The following is a 15,667-nucleotide window of genomic DNA, read 5'->3' on the forward strand; positions in this document are numbered from 1 at the left end:
GCCTTTGTCTTTTCTGTCTATTTTACTGTTACTTTGCAGCTCATTTTCTTTGATCCGCTCTGAACTGTGATGGTTGCTTTTCCTTTTCGAAGGCCTTTTACAACACCTTTGGATGTTACTGTTGCGATTTTTGTGTTGGAAGATTTGTAGGTGATCTTTTCATCTGTATTCTTCGGCGATGCTGTTGCCTTGATGGTGAAGGTTTTTCCTCTGGATAAAATCTTTGTCTTCGGAACGCCGGTAAGTTTCGTTGTTTTTATCAGAGCTACACTGCCCTGAAATTTGAGTCCGTTTTTCTTCGCATAAGTCTGTGCTGTAGAACCGTTTTTTCCTACTATGACAAGAGCTCTGTTTTTTTCATTTTCCCAATTATAGCCCATCGGCTTTCCATCCAATATTGTCTTTCCGTTGAGAAATATGATCTTTTTCATGGCCCGGCAGTCATTAAAAGCTTCTGTTCCAATCCGCTTCACACTGGTTGGTATCGTAACAGCTGAAAGCTTTCTGCAGGCATAAAATGCACTGGACCCTATTTCTGTAAGTTTACCTGGAAATGTCACCTTCGCAAGATTCGGGCAGAGTGAAAAAGCCTGTGATTCAATGTCTGTCAGACTTTCCGGAAATGTCATACTCGTCAGTCCGCTGCCACAAAAAGCATTTCTTCCAATTTTTTTAACTCCCTGTTTCAAAGTAACTTTTTTTAATTTTTTATCGCCCTCGAATAAGGATTCCGGTATCTCTTTCACACTCCCCGTAACACTGACAAAAGCCAGATTATCACAGTAACTCAACGCATATTCATCGATCATTGTTACTGATTCCGGTATATTCAGACTTGTAAGCTTACATCTGTAAAAAGCATACGCACCTATACTTTTCAATCCAGAAGGAAGCTGTATACTGGTAATCGCTGTATCTGTAAATACGCTGTTTCCAATACTTTTCAGAGTTTTTGGAAGTGAAACACTTTTCAGATTTTGACATCTGTTAAAAGTATAGCTGCCAATTCCTGTGATTCCGGATGCAACTGTTACTTTTTTTATTTTTGCTGCTTTTTCTGAAAAATCGTAAGTCCTGACCTCTCCTTTTCCCTGGATTTTCAAATGCCCGTTCGAATACAGTCTGTATGTAGCATTACTTCCGCAGGAACCTTTTTCTACAAGTTTTACTGTTGTTTGTGTTGATGCTGCATTTTCAGTTTGTGCATATGTCATTACCATTGATGCACTGTTCCCTGTCAATGTCATAGCCGCTGCCATCAGCCATGCAATATACTTTTTCTTCATACAATTCCTCCCTCTTTCCTGTCACATTTATATATAAAATTATAAAGTTCCACACCATTCCGGTCAAGCTGCATTTAGAATATTCCGTTTTTATCTTCATTATTTACAGATAATTCTGAAACTGTTTTTCCACAAAAAAAGACCATCGTATCCATTTGTACAACAGTTACGATAGTCTTTTCAGTAAAGCGGATATCCGCTCTGCTATATATTTACTTTCTCAGATATTCTCCTCGATCACTTTCTCGATCCGCCGCTTCACTTCTTCAGCGATCTCTGTCGTATGCATATCTTTATATTCCTCATAATACATAGGAGGAAGGATATGCACCTGCACAGTGATATGTTCAGTGGAGCCGGTATCAAAAGCTTTAAAGGAATCGATCAATGCCACAGGAACGATCGGGCATCTGGTCTTGGTGGCTGTCTTAAAGCTACCGCCTTTAAATAGTCCGGGATGATTTCCGTTCCTGCTTCGTGTTCCTTCCGGGAAAATCAGATAATTCCGTCCTGCCTTCACCTCACGAATCACATTGACGATCACCTGCATGGACTGCTTCAGGTCTTCTCTGTCAATGATGAATGCCTTCATGCAGGCAAAAACCTGCTTCAGGAACGGGATGTCTGCTACTTCTTTCTTAGCTACCACTGAGAAAGGAACCGGGCAGGCCTTGATGATCGCAAGTACATCAAACAAGCCCTGATGATTCGGAAAAAACATGAATCCGTTTTCCCTGGGGATATTCTCCGCACCATGCACATCTATATAAATATTGCCGCCCCTGATCGCATAATCATCTACATGCTTCAGAAACGCATACTTCTTCTCTTCCGGATAATCATCTGTATGCGATGCATACCAGCAAAGCCTGATCCACCAGTAAGGAACAAAAATAAGATTTCTGAACACCATCAGCAAAATTCTCTTCATAACTTATGTCCTCCTGCCTGTTTCTTATCCGTTGAGTTTCGATGCGATCTTATCCTCATAACCCGGATTCTTTTTCAGAAAGACTTCATAAGCCTTGGTATAATCTGTATAAGTCTTCGTTGTCATAAATTTCTGATAATCGGCTGCTGCCTGCTGACTGATCTTATCTGAAATATCTGACGGTGAATACAGATAATATTTCTTATCCTGAGCCTTCACAAGATAAGTACTGATGCACGGATATTCCTGATCATTCTGCAGAACAAGATTATATCGAATGTACACATAAGAATAAGTCTTGCTCTCAGAAATCGTCTCACAACTTTCAATATTTACATCTTTCGCTCCGTGAGCCTGGAAATATTTCATCGTAGATGATATCTCTGTTTTCGCTTCATCCGATACTTTATCCGCACTGTAGCATTCCTGCATTTTTTTGTCCTTACCTGCAACAGCAGCCTTTATATATCCTTCCACAACTCCTTTAGGATTTCTGTGGCTGATGCCGCCGCAGCTCCGTGCTGCGAGGATGATCACCAGCAGGATCAAAATGATTCCTGCCAGTGTCACGATATGGACAAAATTCAGTTTTTTATTAGAGTATTTCAGTTTTTTCACAGGTTTTTTTCTGCGTTTTTTCTTTGTTGTTGTCGCCATGACTCATCCTCGATCTTATTCTTCCTCACTGCCTGCTGCAGTTTCATCTGCGGACTCTTCACTGTCTGTTCCTTCGCTGTCAGCCTTTGTATCTGCTTCCGGATCTTTATCTCTTACTTTGGCAATACTTGCAACGGTTACGCCATCTGTAAGATTGATCATCTTCACACCAGACGTAATTCTGCCGAGAATAGAGATATCTGCACACTGCAGACGGATAATGATACCCTCTGTTGTGATCATCATGATCTCGTTCTCTTCATTAACAGCCTTTGCACCAACTACATTTCCGGTCTTCTCTGTGATCTTGTAGCATTTCACACCTTTACCGCCACGGTTCTGGACAATAAACTCATTCATTGCTGTCCGTTTACCCATTCCGTTCTCAGATGCTACCAGAAGATAATCACCCTGTGTATTCAGCTGCATTGCAACAACTTCATCACCATCACCAAGATTCATACCTCTTACACCCATAGATGCACGTCCTGTACTGCGGACATCGGTCTCCTTAAATCGGATACACTGTCCATCCTTGGTAACAAGAATGATATCTTTATTATTATCTGTTGATTTAACCTCGATCAGTTCATCATCATCACGGAGAACAATCGCTGTAAGACCTGTCTTACGGACATTCTCGTAATCCTTGATCGGAGTTTTCTTTACAAGACCCTTCTTGGTTGCCATCATCAGATAATGGCCTTCTTCATACTTACGAAGAGGGATCACTGCAGTGATCTTCTCACCCGGGGCAAGCTGCAAAAGATTGATGATCGCTGTTCCTCTCGCTGTACGACCGGCTTCCGGAATCTCATATGCCTTCAGTCTGTAAACACGGCCTGTATTGGTAAAGAACATCAGATAATGATGAGTTGTTGTCATCAGAAGCTCTTCGATGTAGTCATCATCAATAGTCTGCATTCCCTTGATTCCTCTGCCGCCGCGGTTCTGGCTGCGGAAATTATCTACAGTCATACGCTTGATATAACCAAGCTTTGTCATTGTGATAACCGTATTCTCTCTCGGGATCAGATCCTCTGTGGAAATATCATATACATCGTATCCGATGGAAGTCTTTCTGTCATCGCCGTATTTCTCAGCAATAGCCAAGATTTCCTCACGGATAACGCGGAGAAGAAGCTTACGGTCAGCAAGGATTGCCTGGAACTTACGGATTTTCTCCATAAGCTCTGCATACTCAGCTTCCAGCTTCTCTCTTTCCAGACCTGTCAGTGCACGGAGACGCATATCCACGATTGCCTGAGCCTGAACATCTGTCAGCTCAAAACGATCGATCAGTTCCTGTTTCGCGATCTGTACGTTGCGGGAACCACGGATAATCCGGATTACCTCATCGATATTATCCAGTGCTTTCAGCAGACCCTCCAAAATATGAGCTCTCTCCTGAGCTTTATTCAGATCATACTGTGTCCTTCTGCGAACTACGTTCTCCTGATGCTCAAGATAATACTCCAGCATCTCTTTCAGATTCAGAACCTTTGGTTCCATGCTTCCATGATTCGGAACAAGCGAAAGCATGATCACACCAAAAGTATCCTGCAGCTGTGTATGTTTATAAAGCAGATTCAGGACCACGTTGGCATTGGCATCCTTACGGAGATCAATACAGATGCGCATCCCTTCACGGCTGGAATGGTCATTCAGGTCTGTGATTCCATCGATCTTTTTGTCCCGGACAAGATCTGCAATCTTCTCGATCAGACGTGCCTTGTTTACAAGATACGGAAGCTCTGTAACTACGATACGTGATTTACCATTCGGTAAAGTCTCGATATTTGTCACTGCACGGACACGGATCTTGCCACGTCCTGTACGGTATGCTTCCTCGATTCCTCTTGTTCCAAGGATAGTTGCTCCTGTCGGGAAGTCCGGTCCCTTGACTATATCAAGAAGTTCCTCGATAGCTGTCTCTCTGTCCTCTTCCACAATATTGTCGATAATTTTTACAACGGCATTAACTGTCTCACGAAGATTATGCGGCGGAATATTGGTTGCCATACCTACGGCGATACCTGTTGTACCGTTTACAAGCAGATTCGGAAAACGTGCCGGAAGTACAACCGGTTCACGTTCTGTCTCATCAAAGTTCGGCTGAAAATCAACAGTGTCTTTGTTAATGTCAGCAAGCATCTCCATGGAAATCTTGCTGAGACGTGCCTCTGTGTATCGCATGGCAGCTGCACCGTCACCATCTACAGAACCGAAGTTTCCATGTCCGTCAACAAGCGGATATCTTGTTGACCATTCCTGCGCCATATTTACAAGTGCACCATAGATGGAGCTGTCACCATGCGGATGATATTTACCCATTGTATCACCGACAATACGCGCACATTTTCTGTGGGGCTTGTCAGGACCATTATTCAGCTCGATCATGGAATACAGCACTCGGCGCTGTACCGGCTTTAAGCCGTCTCTTACATCAGGCAGAGCTCGTGAAGCGATAACACTCATGGCATAGTCGATGTAAGATTCTTTCATAGTTTTTTCCAAATCCACTTCGTGGACTTTGTCAAAAATATTATCTTCCATTCTTCTTTATTCTCCTAGATATCAAGGTTCTTAACAAATCTTGCATTTTCTTCGATAAATTCACGTCTTGGCTCTACCTTGTCTCCCATAAGAGTGGTAAATGTCAGATCGATCTCGGATGTGGCAGCTTCGTCCATGGTCACACGAAGAAGTATTCTCTTCTCAGGATCCATAGTAGTCTCCCAAAGCTGATCTGCATCCATCTCACCCAGACCTTTATAACGCTGTATCTTGTTGTTTCCGTCACGTCCGATCTCGGTAAGTATATTGTTCAGTTCATCATCATCGTACGCATACCATACTTTCTTGTTCTTCTCCACTTTATAGAGTGGCGGCTGAGCAAGATATACATATCCCTGTTTGATCAGTTCCGGCATGAAACGATACAGGAATGTAAGGAGCAGTGTCGCAATATGCGCACCGTCAACATCGGCATCAGTCATGATGATGATCTTATGATAACGAAGTTTGGAGATATCAAAATCTTCGTGAATTCCGGTTCCGAAAGCAGTGATCATGGCTTTGATCTCTTTGTTTCCGTAAATCTTATCCAGACGTGCTTTCTCAACATTCAGGATCTTACCTCGAAGGGGAAGGATTGCCTGTGTGGCACGGTTTCTCGCTGTCTTGGCGGAACCGCCCGCGGAATCTCCCTCTACGATATAGATCTCGCAATTCTCCGGATTCTTGTCAGAGCAGTCTGCAAGTTTTCCCGGAAGAGACATGCTGTCCAGTGCAGATTTTCTTCTTGTAAGGTCACGTGCTTTTCTGGCTGCTTCTCTGGCTCTCTGTGCAAGAACAGATTTCTCAACGGTAGCTTTGGCAACTGTCGGGTTCTGCTCCAGGAAAATCTCCAGCTGTTTGCTCACAACGCTGTCTACTGCACCTCTGGCTTCGCTGTTTCCGAGCTTCTGCTTGGTCTGGCCCTCGAACTGCGGATTTCCGATCTTGACACTTATGATTGCTGTAAGACCCTCTCGGATATCATCACCGCTGAGGTTCGGCTCACTGTCCTTAAGAAGCTTGTTCTTACGTGCATAGTCATTAAATGTGTTGGTGATCGCATTACGGAAACCGGTGATATGTGTACCGCCCTCCGGTGTATTGATATTATTTACAAAACCGTAAGTGTTCTCTGTGTATGAGTCATTGTGCTGCATGGCAACTTCTACAGCTACGCCATCCTTCTCTCCCTCACAGTAAATGATCTCAGGATAGAGAGCTTCTTTACTTCTGTTCAGATAGCTTACGAATTCGCGGATACCACCTTCATAGTGGAATATCTTTTCCCGCTCCTGTCCTTCTCGCTTATCCTCAAGCACAATACGAAGTCCCTTGGTAAGGAAAGCCATCTCACGAAGCCTCTGTTTCAGGATATCGTAATCGTAAATGGTGTCTTCAAAGATTTCCTTATCCGGAAGAAAATCCACCTTTGTTCCGGAAGCATTCGGATCACAATCCCCTGTAACTTTCAGCGGATACATGGTCTTGCCACGCTCATATCTCTGTTTATATTCTTTTCCATCACGGTGGATCGTAACCTCAAGCCACTCAGAAAGTGCATTTACTACAGATGCACCTACACCGTGAAGTCCACCGGATACCTTATATCCTCCACCGCCGAACTTGCCACCTGCGTGAAGAATAGTAAATACAACCTCAACTGCCGGAATACCTGCCTTGTGATTGATACCTACCGGAATTCCACGACCATTATCTGTAACTGTAATGGAGTTATCCGGATTGATATCTACATGGATCTCCGTACAAAAACCAGCCAGTGCTTCATCGACTGCATTGTCCACGATCTCATATACGAGATGATGAAGTCCACGGCTGGAGGTACTTCCGATATACATTCCAGGCCTCTTACGTACGGCTTCCAGTCCCTCCAGAATCTGGATCTGATCCGCGCCGTATTCTGTATTCTCTGCGCCCATGTCATTCCTCCTGTTCTTATCTGTCCAGGCGTGTTTGAAAATTCGTTTCTGCAGAACCTCTCTCTGCAGAATCATTTTGCAGAAAGCAATTCTCAAACTCGCTCCGGAACTGTCATTTATACCTGTAAAATAAATATTTTTTTACATACGAATACTAAGTAATTATAGCACAAAAAAGCCCGTATTTCCACGCAAAATCACTGGAAATACAGGCAAAAAAGTATCTTATTAAATGCAATTTCAAAGTGCAGGCACAATATGTTCTTTACTCAGCAGAATCTTCCTCCAGCAACGCCTTATAAATATCCCGCTTGGAAACACCTCTGTCTTTCGCTGCAAGCTTCATGGCGTCTTTTCTGGAATTCCCCTGCTGCTCATACATGGCCACATGCTCCGGAATGGAAATCTCTTCCCAGGAAGCACGTTTCTCCGCTTCCATTTCACTGCGGCTCCTGCCCTCGATCACAAGAACACACTCTCCCAGCGGCTTCTCATCTTTATAAAAATCAATGAGATCATCAATGGTTGTACGAAACGCTGTTTCGTGTTTTTTTGTCAGTTCCCTGCAAAGAGTCATACGGCGGTTGCCAAGTGCCTCCCTGAGCTCGCCAAGCGTCCGTACAAGCCTGTGAGGAGCTTCATAGAGGATTATAGTTCTCGTTTCATTGGAAAGCTCCTCCAGGATGATTTTTCTCTCTTTCTTATCTGCCGGAAGAAAAGCTTCGAAAGCGAACCTTCTGGTGTGCAGACCTGATAATGTCAGAGCTGTGATACAGGCTGCCGGACCCGGAAGAGATGTTACTTCGATTCCAGCTTCATAACACATAGCTGCCAGCTCTTCACCAGGGTCTGAAATGCCGGGAGTACCGGCATCTGTAATCAGAGCGATATCAGTACCCGCGAGCATTTTTTCCACAAGGACGTGACCCTTATCGATCTTATTGTATTCGTGGTAGCTTGTCATTGGAGTTTTTATGTCAAAATGGTTCAGAAGTTTGATACTGTTTCGGGTATCCTCCGCAGCGATCAAGTCCACTTCCTTAAGTGTTCTTAAAACTCTTAAAGTGATATCTTCCAGATTGCCTATCGGAGTTGCACATAAGTAGAGTTTTCCTGTTTTATTCATAATCTTCCTCTTTTTTCTATTTCATCATCTGCCTGACTGGCGGATTATTCCACCATGCACTCACACCATCTGATACAGTTCCAGAATATCCTTCGTATAAACCCCGGGCTTCTCATAAACCACCAGTGGACGTTCAATCTGGATCCTGGAATTTCCGCCTTTGCAGGCTTCGATCAGCACCATATTTGGTTCTTTGTCAATATAAGGATACACCAGCTGCATCCTCTTAGGCTCCAGCTTATACTTAGTCAGTGCAGCCATTAATTCCACCAGCCGGAACGGCCTGTGCACCAGATAAAATCTTCCTCTGTCTTTCAGAACTCTTGCAGCCTGATTCGCTACATCATCAAAAGTACAAAGGATCTCATGTCTCGCGATCGCCTTGGGCATATGCGGATTCGTCAGTCCATGCTGGCCGATCATATACGGCGGATTGCATGTCACCACATCAAAAGAAGCTGCCCCAAAAATCCCGGCAGCCTCTTTAATATCACCTTCAACGATCTGTATTCTGTCCTCAAGACAGTTATATTTCACACTGCGGTCAGCCATCTCAGCACACTCTGCCTGAATCTCCAGGCCGGTAAAATGCTTCCCTTCAGTCCTCTGGGAAAGCAGGATTGGAATGATTCCCGTGCCGGTTCCCATATCCAGCGCAGTCTCTCCCTTCTTCACCCGGGCAAAACCGGAAAGCAGCACAGCATCCATACCAAAGCAGAATTTCTTCGGATCCTGGATCACAAAATAACCATTCTGAAGATCATCCACCCGCTCACCGCACTTAACCAGATCATTTTTCATTTGGTTTTGTATCTCCCTTTTTCTCTTCGTGGTCGCCGCCTTTTCCCTTTTTCTTCTTAGGACGGAATTTCAGGTCTCGAACCGGATATTCCTGAATCTCCTTCTCATCATTGACATCAACCACGATCTTCACCATCTGACGCAGAACATTCACGCTCTGAACTGTACCCTGAATACCCTGCGGTGTTATAACTATATCTCCGATACCAGGAAGATTCCTGTTCAGCTCTTCGTAAGTCTCCTGCTCATTCTTCAGACAGCACATCAGCCTTCCGCATACACCGGAGATCTTCGTCTGGTTCAGGGAAAGATTCTGCTCCTTCGCCATCTTGATAGAAACCGGTGCAAACTCAGAAAGATAAGTATGACAGCAAAGTGTCCTTCCGCAGATACCAATACCACCAAGGATTTTGGTCTCATCACGTACACCGATCTGGCGAAGCTCGATCCTGGTCTTAAATACGGACGCCAGATCCTTTACAAGCTGGCGAAAGTCAATACGTCCGTCAGCTGTAAAATAAAACAGCACTTTATTATTATCAAAAGTATACTCTGCATCAATAAGCTTCATCTCAAGACCATGCTCACGGATCTTCTTCTTGCAGATCTTAAAAGCATCTTTTTCCTTAAGACGGTTCTCAGCCTCATGCTCCTCATCTTCCTTAGTTGCAACACGAAGAACCTCTTTCAGCGGATGAACCACCTCGTCTTCTTTCACAGCACGCGGTTCCAGAACAACACGTCCGTACTCCACGCCTCTGGCAGTCTCCACGATAACGTGATCGCCTACCTTAACCTTGTAGTCCTTAGGATTAAAATAATATATTTTTCCTACATTTCGAAATCTTACTCCAACTACCATTTCCATTCTATTTCTCCCTAATTGTCAGGAACAGGAGCTCCAGGGCAAGTTCGAGATTAACATTGGCACGGAGACGAACCTTAGTCTTCTCCAATGCTTCAAGGATTTTTTCGATATTCTCATAAGAACGCTCACTGGCCTGCTCTCTGATAAAATTAATTTCCTGTTTAAATACCAGGTTGTCAATTTCCCTTGTTGCCTTAAACATCAGAACATCGCGGAACCAGAACTGAAAAATATCCAGATAATCATTAATGTTATTCTTATCCATGGTCAGAGTCTTGATCGCTTCTGTAAGCTCATAAACTTCCATGGTATTGGCATATTTCAGAATCTTCAGTGCGTTGGCAGTCATATCTGCAAACTCCTGAGAAGTTGCAGCTTCTTTCGCCTTGCCGATACTTCCCTGGGCATAAGATGCGTCAATCTCAGCCTGGTAATCCGGCACCTGAAGATGCTCCATCAGATACTTCTTTACAAGACCGTCATCCACTACTTTCAGATCCAGGCGTACACATCTGGAACGGATCGTAGGAAGAAGACTGTCGATATTACTTGTCAGCAACAGGATCACCGCATATTCCGGCGGCTCCTCAATAGTTTTCAAAATAGCATTCTGAGCCTGTACTGTCATCATCTCCGCATCCGGAATGATATAAATCTTATATGGACTGCAGTACGGCTTGATATCCACATCATGGATCACCTGCTCTCTCACCTCATCAATACTGATGCTGCCAGGTTTCTCATGAGTCACTGTGATGATATCCGGATGATTCTTGCCGATCACCTTCTTACAGGAATCACAGGTCATACATGGTTCAGATTCTCCCGATTCACACTGCAGTGCTGCCGCAAAAGTCCCTGCAAGAAGCTTCTTGCCAGAACCTGGTTCCCCTGTAAAAATATAAGAGTGGGACACCTTCCCTGTCTCTATCGCATTCTTTAAATGCCTGATTATATCGTCATGGCCGATGATGTCATGAAATCCTGCCATAAGAATCACCTCTTTCTGCCTTTTGTGCCCTCCTCCATGTCCGGAAGACATCTTTCATCTAATTATAACATAATCTTCTGTATAAAAAAAACTATTTTTCCCTATTGTACAGATTTTATATAATTTCCAATTTCCTTCACACATTCATCCAGATTATGATTCCGGAAACGCCTGCCTATACCTGCTTTCAGAATATTTTCTTCAGAAAAATCCATCTGGTCTGCCAGAAAACGTCTGCACATCTCCTCGTATTTCGGATTCTCCTGAGTCTTTTCTCTGGCAAGTGCACGCTCCAGACGTTCACCATCCTCCACCTGAATATACACCGGATACATCACATCGTCACCATAATACTCACGAAGCTGCATATAAGATTCCAAGGTTCCTATTCCCAGATAACTTTTATTTCCGGCAGCAACCTGACCGTCATCTGCTGTAAAATACGTCCACGGTCCGTAAACCGTTTCATAAGTCCTGGACTCGATCAATTTTCCATTCTTTTTGAACTCTTCCAGCTTCTTTTCATCTGTAAAATAATATTCTCTTCCTTCTTTTTCTCCGTCACGGACCGGGCGTGTAGTATAAATTACAAGTCTCTCCAGACCAAGCTCCTCATCCGCTTCCAGTTTTCTGTAAATACTGTCCTTTCCGGAAGAGCTTTTTCCCATAATATAAAAAATCTTCCCCACTTTATTCCCTCTGTCTCTATTTTTCACTGCTCACTCTGTAATCAGACTCGTACAAATCATCACTGTGGTCATATAACCGATGCACACTTATACATCATTTGAGACTACACATATCGTCTCACTTGTCTGATCACTCAGGCCCTGAACCTCAAAGCCCTGTTCCAGGTATCTTCTCACATTTTTTACAAAATGTCCAGAAATCTGCTCTCCGGGAACGATCAACGGAATTCCCGGTGGATAAAGATACGCAAACTCCGTAGAAATCCTTCCGATACACTCCTCCAGCTGATATCGTTCACTATCTGCATCCATAGCCTGGGAAATCCGCATTATCTGTTTCATTTTTCCATTTTTGACAGATTCTGTTTCTGCAATTTCTTTTCTGTATTTTAACGATTCCCGCCGGTCAATTTCTTCAACAGCTTCGCAAAGTCTTCGAAATCCTTCTTCTGTATCACCAACCGCAGCCAGTGCAAGCACATAATTCTCTGCCTCCATCTCCATTTCCAGATGAAACTCTTCCCTCAAGATCCGATGGAGCTGTCTCCCATTCAGCGAACTGTTTACTGTGGAAAGCAGGATCTTGGATCTGTCGAAATCAAAAACTCTCCGGTATTCACACACTTCCGGCGTAACCAGACGGATATACTTGCACTTTCCAAGACGAACGCGTGCTTTTTCCAGATTCTCCGTAAATACACGGAACATCTCATCACCTTCACGCTCCAGCTTATCCATACACGCATCAATACTGCTCATCAGAATATACGACGGACTGCTGCTCTGGTAAATTCCAAGAAATCGCTTCAGTTTTTCCCTGCTAACCCTGTTGCTGCACAGATGGATCACTCCCGTCTGAGTCAGACAAGGCAACGTCTTATGTACACTGTTGATCACCACATCCGCGCCAAGCTGCGCGGCAGACATCGGAAAATAATCCGAAAAGCAAAAATGTGCACCATGGGCTTCATCTACGATCAATGGTACTCCATGATTATGTGCAGCCTCCGCGATCCGCGCCACATCTGACACGATTCCGTCATAGGTTGGCGATGTGATCAGCACAGCTTCAATATCCGGGTTCTCTGCCAGATACATTTCCACACGGCTTGGTGAAATTCCACCGTTTATCCCCAGTCTGGAATCTTCATGTGGATAAATATATGTGGCTTCCAAATCACGCAGGTAAATTCCATGGTATACCGCCTTATGGCAATTTCTTGCCACCAGAATATGGCCGCCCTTCTTCACAGCAGCAGACACAGCCGCCAGGATTGCCCCTGAGCTTCCATTAATGCTGAAAAAGCTCTCCTGCACACCATAGATCCGGGCAACATTCTCCTGAGCCCTTTTCAGAATATCTTCCGCATGATGCAGGTTATCAAATCCGTTAATCTCCGTAATATCCCTCTCCACCGGAAAATCACCGTCTACGGTCAGCGGATTCCTCTTATGTCCGGGCATATGAAACGGGTAAAAATCACTCTTACCGTACGCTTCCAGTTTCTTATATAATCTGTCTTCCATAGTTCTCCTTTCCCCATTCCAGTTTCCCTTTTCTCATATCTATATCACAGTTTGTCTAATTATACCCGAAACTTACCGGTCTGTCACTGTCAATTGTGATTGATCATGAAGCTCCATTCATGTTCTGCACAGCTGAATCTGATGCAATAATTTCCAGGAGTGCCATAAAAGGGAGAATATCCTTACTGCGACATTCTCCCTCCCACGTATCATATGACATATGCAAAGCAGCAATTCACATTCCGCTTTGCGTCCAAATATTTATTTTACAAGCTCAGGCTGCCCGACATCACACCTTAAACCGATACCCAACGCCCCATATCGTCTCAATATACTGAGGCTTGGCCGTATTAAACTCGATCTTCTCACGGATTTTCTTGATATGCACCGTAACTGTGGCAATATCACCCACTGACTCCATATCCCAGATCTCCCGGAAAAGTTCCTCTTTGGTAAATACTCTGTTCGGATTCTCTGCCAGGAAAGTCAGAAGGTCAAATTCCTTGGTTGTAAAAGTTGTCTCCTCACCATTTACCCACACACGGCGGGCAGTTTTATCGATCTTGATTCCACGGATCTCGATTACATCATTCTTATGCACGTTAGAGCCAACCAGACGATTATAACGCTCCATGTGTGCCTTTACACGGGCTACAAGCTCACTTGGACTGAATGGCTTGGTCATATAATCATCTGCACCAAGTCCCAGGCCCCTGATCTTATCAATATCATCCTTCTTCGCGGAAACCATAATGATCGGAGTATTCTTTTCCTCACGGACCTGTCTGCAGATATCGAAGCCATCCACCTCCGGAAGCATCAGATCCAGAATGATCAGATCAAAATCCTCTTTCATTGCACGCACAAGGCCTGTGTCTCCCCGATTCTCAATCTCCACCTCAAAACCGGAAAGCTCCAGGTAATCTTTCTCAAGATCCGCGATTGCTTCCTCATCCTCTATGATCAAAATTTTACTCATTTACGGGTACCTCCTGATATTTTCTAAGTACAAAATACATAATCGTTCCGATTCCAAGACGGCTTGTAGCCCAGACCTTTCCTCCATGATCCTCCATGATCTTCTTCACAATGGAAAGACCGATTCCGCTTCCTCCCTTGGAAGAATTTCTGGAAACATCTGTCCTGTAAAAACGATCAAAAATATATGGCAGATCCTTGGCTGCAATTCCCTTGCCGTTATCCTCGATCTCCACCTGGATAAAATCTCCCACATCCTTTACGCGAATCTGGATGATTCCCCTTGGTTTCTCCATATATTTAATGGCATTACTTACAATATTGTGGATCACACGGCGAATCTGCTCGCCATCTGCGATGACCTGAACATCCTTCTCCACATAATTGGCATACACAAGTTCAATTCCCCGGGTCTCCATCTCGAGTCCCAGTTCCTCCGCACAGTCAGAAAAATAGTCCTCAACATTCAATTTACTGAATGTATAAGGAATACGGTTGGTATCGATTTTGGAGTAAAAAGTCAGCTCATTGATCAGATGATCCATCTCATTGGTCTTGTTATAAATAGTGCGTACATACCTGTCCATCTTCTCCGGTGTGTCCGCAACACCATCCATGATACCTTCCACATAACCCTTAACTGCTGTAATCGGAGTCTTCAGATCATGGGAAATATTGCTGATCAGTTCCTTGTTCTCTTTGTCCATCAGGATCTTCTCTTCTGTGGATTCCTTAAGACGTTTCCTCATCTCCTCAAAATCCTGGCAAAGCTGGGAAAATTCATCGTTTCCTTCTACCTCCAGTACGAAATCCAGATTACCTTCTTTAATATTCCGGGTTGCCTTACGAAGCTTCACCAATGGTACTGCAATACTTCTGTAGATCCATAACCCTACAGACAATGCTGTAAAAACAAGAATGATCGTTGCCGTCAGAATCATATCCTTGGCCATCAGCCGTACCTGACTGCTGGATGACTGAGCCAGAGAGATATCATAGACCATTTCATCGGAATCCGATGTCTGGCTGCTGCTCTCCTGCATATGCCTGGCCTGTGTCTGGCTGAAGCCATAAAGACTTGCAGAAAAAAGGATCAGCGGAACCAAGATAACCGCAACAAAGCCCACTATAATACGTGTTTTTAACTTCATGTTATATCTCCGTCCTTTGTCACAAAAACCGGACAACCGGTTTCATATTTACTCATATAACGATATTATAACATAAAGTATTTTTCCTATCTCTAAATTTTCTATAAAAAAGGGCAGCAAGAAGCCCCCGGTATGGCACTACCGGGGGCTTCTTGCTCTTTGTTCT

Annotated in this window: 13 protein-coding genes; all 13 read right to left on the reverse strand. The window is 44.0% G+C overall.

Annotation, left to right across the window (positions count from 1 at the left end; genetic code table 11):
* Positions 1-17 precede the first annotated feature (17 nt).
* Positions 18-1,286, reverse strand: a complete 1,269-nt coding sequence (locus HFM85_RS16430; RefSeq protein WP_173738031.1) for a leucine-rich repeat protein — start codon at positions 1,284-1,286, stop codon at positions 18-20.
* 220 nt (positions 1,287-1,506) lie between these two features.
* Positions 1,507-2,217: a lysophospholipid acyltransferase family protein gene (locus tag HFM85_RS09635; protein WP_173738030.1), complete on the reverse strand. Its 711-nt coding sequence runs from the start codon at positions 2,215-2,217 to the stop codon at positions 1,507-1,509.
* A 24-nt stretch (positions 2,218-2,241) separates the two neighbouring features.
* On the reverse strand, positions 2,242-2,874 hold the full coding sequence (locus HFM85_RS09640; RefSeq protein ID WP_243873855.1) for a hypothetical protein: 633 nt from the start codon (positions 2,872-2,874) through the stop codon (positions 2,242-2,244).
* A gap of 15 nt (positions 2,875-2,889) precedes the next feature.
* Positions 2,890-5,430, reverse strand: coding sequence for a DNA gyrase subunit A (gyrA, locus tag HFM85_RS09645; RefSeq protein WP_173738029.1), 2,541 nt, complete (start codon positions 5,428-5,430; stop codon positions 2,890-2,892).
* A 14-nt stretch (positions 5,431-5,444) separates the two neighbouring features.
* Entirely contained in the window at positions 5,445-7,370 is a 1,926-nt protein-coding gene (gene gyrB, locus HFM85_RS09650; RefSeq protein ID WP_173738028.1) for a DNA topoisomerase (ATP-hydrolyzing) subunit B, read from the reverse strand.
* Between the two features lie 265 nt (positions 7,371-7,635).
* Positions 7,636-8,496 carry a 16S rRNA (cytidine(1402)-2'-O)-methyltransferase gene (gene rsmI / locus HFM85_RS09655; protein ID WP_173738027.1) on the reverse strand — a complete coding sequence of 287 codons (861 nt, stop codon included), beginning with the start codon at positions 8,494-8,496 and terminating at the stop codon, positions 7,636-7,638.
* Between the two features lie 60 nt (positions 8,497-8,556).
* Positions 8,557-9,297 (reverse strand): tRNA1(Val) (adenine(37)-N6)-methyltransferase, encoded by a 741-nt coding sequence (locus HFM85_RS09660; RefSeq protein ID WP_173738026.1) that lies wholly within the window; start codon positions 9,295-9,297, stop codon positions 8,557-8,559.
* Complete coding sequence (locus HFM85_RS09665; protein WP_173738025.1) at positions 9,287-10,165, reverse strand: PSP1 domain-containing protein; 879 nt, start codon at positions 10,163-10,165, stop codon at positions 9,287-9,289. The genes HFM85_RS09660 and HFM85_RS09665 overlap by 11 nt, the downstream gene beginning before the upstream one ends.
* 1 nt (position 10,166) lies before the next feature.
* Complete coding sequence (gene holB / locus HFM85_RS09670) at positions 10,167-11,156, reverse strand: DNA polymerase III subunit delta' (RefSeq protein WP_173738024.1); 990 nt, start codon at positions 11,154-11,156, stop codon at positions 10,167-10,169.
* A gap of 101 nt (positions 11,157-11,257) precedes the next feature.
* Positions 11,258-11,845, reverse strand: a complete 588-nt coding sequence (locus tag HFM85_RS09675; protein ID WP_173738023.1) for a guanylate kinase — start codon at positions 11,843-11,845, stop codon at positions 11,258-11,260.
* A gap of 87 nt (positions 11,846-11,932) precedes the next feature.
* Positions 11,933-13,372, reverse strand: a complete 1,440-nt coding sequence (locus tag HFM85_RS09680; RefSeq protein ID WP_173738022.1) for an aminotransferase class I/II-fold pyridoxal phosphate-dependent enzyme — start codon at positions 13,370-13,372, stop codon at positions 11,933-11,935.
* Positions 13,373-13,661: 289 nt separating this feature from the next.
* Positions 13,662-14,351 (reverse strand): response regulator transcription factor, encoded by a 690-nt coding sequence (locus HFM85_RS09685; protein WP_173738021.1) that lies wholly within the window; start codon positions 14,349-14,351, stop codon positions 13,662-13,664.
* Positions 14,344-15,501, reverse strand: coding sequence for a sensor histidine kinase (locus HFM85_RS09690; RefSeq protein WP_173738020.1), 1,158 nt, complete (start codon positions 15,499-15,501; stop codon positions 14,344-14,346). Before HFM85_RS09690 ends, HFM85_RS09685 begins: the two co-directional genes overlap by 8 nt.
* Positions 15,502-15,667: the final 166 nt, after the last annotated feature.

Origin of the sequence: Blautia schinkii, assembly GCF_013304825.1 — a bacterium.
GTDB classification, from domain to species: Bacteria; Bacillota; Clostridia; order Lachnospirales; family Lachnospiraceae; genus Blautia_A; species Blautia_A schinkii_B.

Coding starts and splice junctions, on each gene's coding strand:
- HFM85_RS09660 (WP_173738026.1), bottom strand. CDS start 9,297: ATGAAAAATGATCTGGTTAAGTGCGGTGAGCGGGTGGATGATCTTCAG.
- HFM85_RS09690 (WP_173738020.1), bottom strand. CDS start 15,501: ATGAAGTTAAAAACACGTATTATAGTGGGCTTTGTTGCGGTTATCTTG.
- HFM85_RS09680 (WP_173738022.1), bottom strand. CDS start 13,372: ATGGAAGACAGATTATATAAGAAACTGGAAGCGTACGGTAAGAGTGAT.
- HFM85_RS09635 (WP_173738030.1), bottom strand. CDS start 2,217: ATGAAGAGAATTTTGCTGATGGTGTTCAGAAATCTTATTTTTGTTCCT.
- HFM85_RS16430 (WP_173738031.1), bottom strand. CDS start 1,286: ATGAAGAAAAAGTATATTGCATGGCTGATGGCAGCGGCTATGACATTG.
- HFM85_RS09665 (WP_173738025.1), bottom strand. CDS start 10,165: ATGGAAATGGTAGTTGGAGTAAGATTTCGAAATGTAGGAAAAATATAT.
- HFM85_RS09640 (WP_243873855.1), bottom strand. CDS start 2,874: ATGGCGACAACAACAAAGAAAAAACGCAGAAAAAAACCTGTGAAAAAA.
- gyrB (WP_173738028.1), bottom strand. CDS start 7,370: ATGGGCGCAGAGAATACAGAATACGGCGCGGATCAGATCCAGATTCTG.
- gyrA (WP_173738029.1), bottom strand. CDS start 5,430: ATGGAAGATAATATTTTTGACAAAGTCCACGAAGTGGATTTGGAAAAA.
- rsmI (WP_173738027.1), bottom strand. CDS start 8,496: ATGAATAAAACAGGAAAACTCTACTTATGTGCAACTCCGATAGGCAAT.
- HFM85_RS09685 (WP_173738021.1), bottom strand. CDS start 14,351: ATGAGTAAAATTTTGATCATAGAGGATGAGGAAGCAATCGCGGATCTT.
- holB (WP_173738024.1), bottom strand. CDS start 11,156: ATGGCAGGATTTCATGACATCATCGGCCATGACGATATAATCAGGCAT.